Annotated in this window: 3 protein-coding genes; all 3 read left to right on the forward strand. The window is 38.7% G+C overall.

The features are described from left to right. Positions 1 to 274 precede the first annotated feature (274 nt). The 3 genes from gss (at position 275) to dps (ending at position 3,402) form a co-directional block, all read left to right on the forward strand. On the forward strand, positions 275 to 2,137 hold the full coding sequence (gene gss, locus H5072_RS14755; RefSeq protein ID WP_182693942.1) for a bifunctional glutathionylspermidine amidase/synthase: 1,863 nt from the start codon (positions 275 to 277) through the stop codon (positions 2,135 to 2,137). Between the two features lie 135 nt (positions 2,138 to 2,272). Then, positions 2,273 to 2,641, forward strand: coding sequence for a DUF2237 family protein (locus H5072_RS14760; RefSeq protein ID WP_024605487.1), 369 nt, complete (start codon positions 2,273 to 2,275; stop codon positions 2,639 to 2,641). Positions 2,642 to 2,877: 236 nt separating this feature from the next. Beyond that, positions 2,878 to 3,402 (forward strand): DNA starvation/stationary phase protection protein Dps, encoded by a 525-nt coding sequence (gene dps, locus H5072_RS14765; protein WP_024595435.1) that lies wholly within the window; start codon positions 2,878 to 2,880, stop codon positions 3,400 to 3,402. The last annotated feature ends 118 nt before the right edge of the window (positions 3,403 to 3,520 follow it).

A 3,520-nucleotide genomic window follows, 5' to 3' on the forward strand; every position in this document is an offset into this window, starting at 1 on the left:
TAAAACTTTTAGCTAGTTTTTCTATGCCAAACGCAATAGTTTAATAAAAAATTAACTAAAGTACGAATATAGGTTCAGTTTTACATGTATAAACACTTTGAAGGAGGGATTCCTTAACTACTGCTTTTAAAACTATGGATTAATAAAATATAATTTTAAGCCCTATTTAGCACCAATATTTAATTAAAGATTATACCCAGTAATATCTTGCTATAACGCAGTTTGGCTCATATAGTCAGCAAATTATCACACCTTATTTTGAACATCTTTGTTTATGAAATCTTCTGCTAGTGATTTTGGTACTTTATTAGGTTATGCACCTGGTAATGTTGCTGTTTACTCATCTGATTATGATACGGCTGATGAAAGCGTTTATCCTAATCGTAGCGCCTATCGTAGTTACCTAGACGGTATTTACATGGGCTATAAATGGCAATGCGTTGAATTTGCCCGTAGATGGATGTACCTCAATCATGGTTATATTTTTGAGGACATAGCCATGGCTTACGATATTTTTGAGCTGCGTTCAGTGCGCGATGTAAATAGCCAAAACAGATTGCCACTAAACGCGTTTAAAAATGGTGCTAAACATCACCCTCAAGTAGGTAGTTTACTTATATGGGAAGAAGGCGGCGAGTTTGAAGAAACAGGTCATGTTGCTGTCATTGTTGAAGTGCATGAAGATAAAATACGTCTTGCTGAGCAAAATGTAGGGCATCAAATATGGCCAACAAATCAAAACTGGTGCCGTGAACTAAAAGCAAAAGTAACTAAAGATGGCGACTATTGGATTGAGTGCTCTTACAGCGACGCCACTATTTTAGGTTGGATGACACAAACTGATGAAACAGAATATGCTGAGCCAACGTTTGAGCTAAACACTGACTTATTTACTATAGAAGCCCATAAAGCAGCAGATACAGGCCAAGCAAACAAGTCATGGTTAAATATTGCGAATGACGATGAAGCTGCCTACGTAGAAATGATGCAAGGCCATAAGCTTACATCCGTAGATGAGGATCAGCATAATTACTTTGCAATATCTCAAACGGCGCAGCAAAGCATTGAGCATGCAACAAATGAGCTGCATGGCTTATTTATGCATGCAACCGACTATGTATTGCAGCACCCTGAGTTATTAGAAAAGTTTAATTTACCCGATGTTGTGCTTAATAAAATTCGCCAATCGTGGGATAACCGCTTAAACCAATTAATTACCAGCCGGTTTGACTTTGCCTTAACAGCAGCAGGTTTAAAAGTTTACGAATACAATTGCGATTCGGCATCGTGTTACATGGAAAGCGGCAAAGTTCAGGGTAAATGGGCAAAACACTTTGGCGTTAAAACAGGTGTAGATGCAGGCCAAAATTTATTTAAAGATCTCGTAAAAGCATGGCGTAAAAGTGAGGTAAAAGGTCTTGTTCATATTCTGCAAGATGATGAACCAGAAGAACATTACCACGCATTATTTATGAAAGAAGCTATTGAAGCCGCAGGCTTTGAATGTAAGCTAGTAATTGGCTTAAGCACACTTCGCTGGAATGAGTCAGGCAACATAGTAGATACTGATGGCGCACAACTGAGTTACGTATGGAAAACCTGGTCGTGGGAAACCGCACTTGATCAAATTCGTGAAGAATGCGAAGCCGACCAATCATTAGGTGATAACTTTGAACCACAATTCAAAGCTGGTGAAACGCCACGCTTAGTCGATGTATTACTGCGTAAAAATGTCATGGTGTTTGAACCGCTGTGGACATTAATTCCAAGTAACAAGGCTATTTTGCCAATACTGTGGAGCTTATTCCCTAATCATAAATATTTACTTAATACCGCGTTTGAGCTTAACGACGAGTTATTACAATCCGGTTATGTAGTTAAACCAATAGTAGGACGCTGTGGCGCTAATATTCAACTTATTGATGAGCAGCAGCAAGTTATAGAAAAAACAATGGGGCACTTTGCAGAGCAAGACCAAATATACCAACAACTATTTGCACTGCCTAAAGTAGACGACTACTTTGTACAAATATGTAGTTTTACAGCCGCCGGTAAATACTCTGGTGGTGGCGTGCGTGTTGATAAAAGCATGATCATAAACGGTCATAGCGATTGTATGGCGCTGCGTATTAAATAATAAACAATACTAAGCCCGCAATTTGCTGCGGGCTTAAGTTTGTGTAGCCCTTCCCTCTTTTAAGTTTTATAGCTATCTCAAGCAAGTTACTCCTGTTAGAGTAAATTTATTAAACACCACAAATTAAGGTATTTCATGGCGAATCAATTTAATGTACTCGGCACACGCTTAAAACTATGTTGCGGTAATGGTGGCTACACACGTGAAGGGTTTTGTTATGTACCAGAATCAGATCTTGGCAATCACAGTGTGTGTGCAATTATGACTGATGAATTTTTACAATTTTCAAAATCACAAGGTAACGATTTAATAAGCCCGAACCCTCTTTACGATTTCGAAGGTTTAAAAGCCGGTGATAAATGGTGCTTGTGTGCAGTAAGATGGCTTCATGCTATTTCAGCAAACGTTGCGCCACCAGTGGTGCTTGAGGCCACAAATAAAAAATCATTAGAAATAGTGCCGCTCGATGTTTTAAAAGCGCACGAATACATAGCCAACGTTTAAATACACCTAAGAGTAACTAAATCGAAGTCTGCATATTTTACAAATATATGCAGGCTTTTCAAAAACCCAATCTCCTCTGCAGCCTTAGAAACCTTAATTTAAAATATAACCAATTGTTTTTGAATCACTTTTCAAATAAAGCAACTTACGGCATAACAGTTGCTTCATTAAGTTTAAGTCATGCTCATAACGCAACATATTATATGAGCAACACATTACTTAATGTAGGAGAAATTATGAGTAACAATAACGAATCAAACAAAACAACTAAATTTACCGCGCCAGGTATGAGTGACGAATCAGCCCAAAAAACAATAGCTACCCTCGATAACCGCATGGTTGCATTGATAGACTTACAACTAACTTTAAAGCATATTCACTGGAACGTAGTGGGACCTAATTTTATTGGCGTACATGAAATGATAGACCCACAAGTAGACATTGTGCGCGAAATGACAGATACAATTGCAGAGCGAATTGCGACTCTTGGTGCAGTACCTGTTGGCACACCAAAATCAATTGTAGATCGCCGTACTTGGGACGAATACTCAGTAGGCAAAGGCCTAGTAACCGAACATTTGGCTGCGCTTGACAAAGTATATAATGGCGTTAATGCCGATCACCGCAAAGCAATTGAGACTCTTTCTGAGCTAGATCCGGTCTCTGAAGATATGATCACCAGCCAACTAGCCGATTTAGAGCAATTTCAGTGGTTCATACGAGCACATTTAGAATCATCTACAGGCGAATTACAAAGCTAATACATCTAAAGTAAGAAAGCCCAGCATTATTATGCTGGGCTTTTTTTTGCGTAAAAATCTATTTATCGCTACCTAGCTTACCGCCCCCACCCCAGCTAGTACAAAATCAATATAAAAA

The organism is Pseudoalteromonas sp. SR45-5, assembly GCF_014163565.1.
GTDB lineage: Bacteria > Pseudomonadota > Gammaproteobacteria > Enterobacterales > Alteromonadaceae > Pseudoalteromonas > Pseudoalteromonas distincta.

Coding starts and splice junctions, on each gene's coding strand:
- gss (WP_182693942.1), top strand. CDS start 275: ATGAAATCTTCTGCTAGTGATTTTGGTACTTTATTAGGTTATGCACCT.
- H5072_RS14760 (WP_024605487.1), top strand. CDS start 2,273: ATGGCGAATCAATTTAATGTACTCGGCACACGCTTAAAACTATGTTGC.
- dps (WP_024595435.1), top strand. CDS start 2,878: ATGAGTAACAATAACGAATCAAACAAAACAACTAAATTTACCGCGCCA.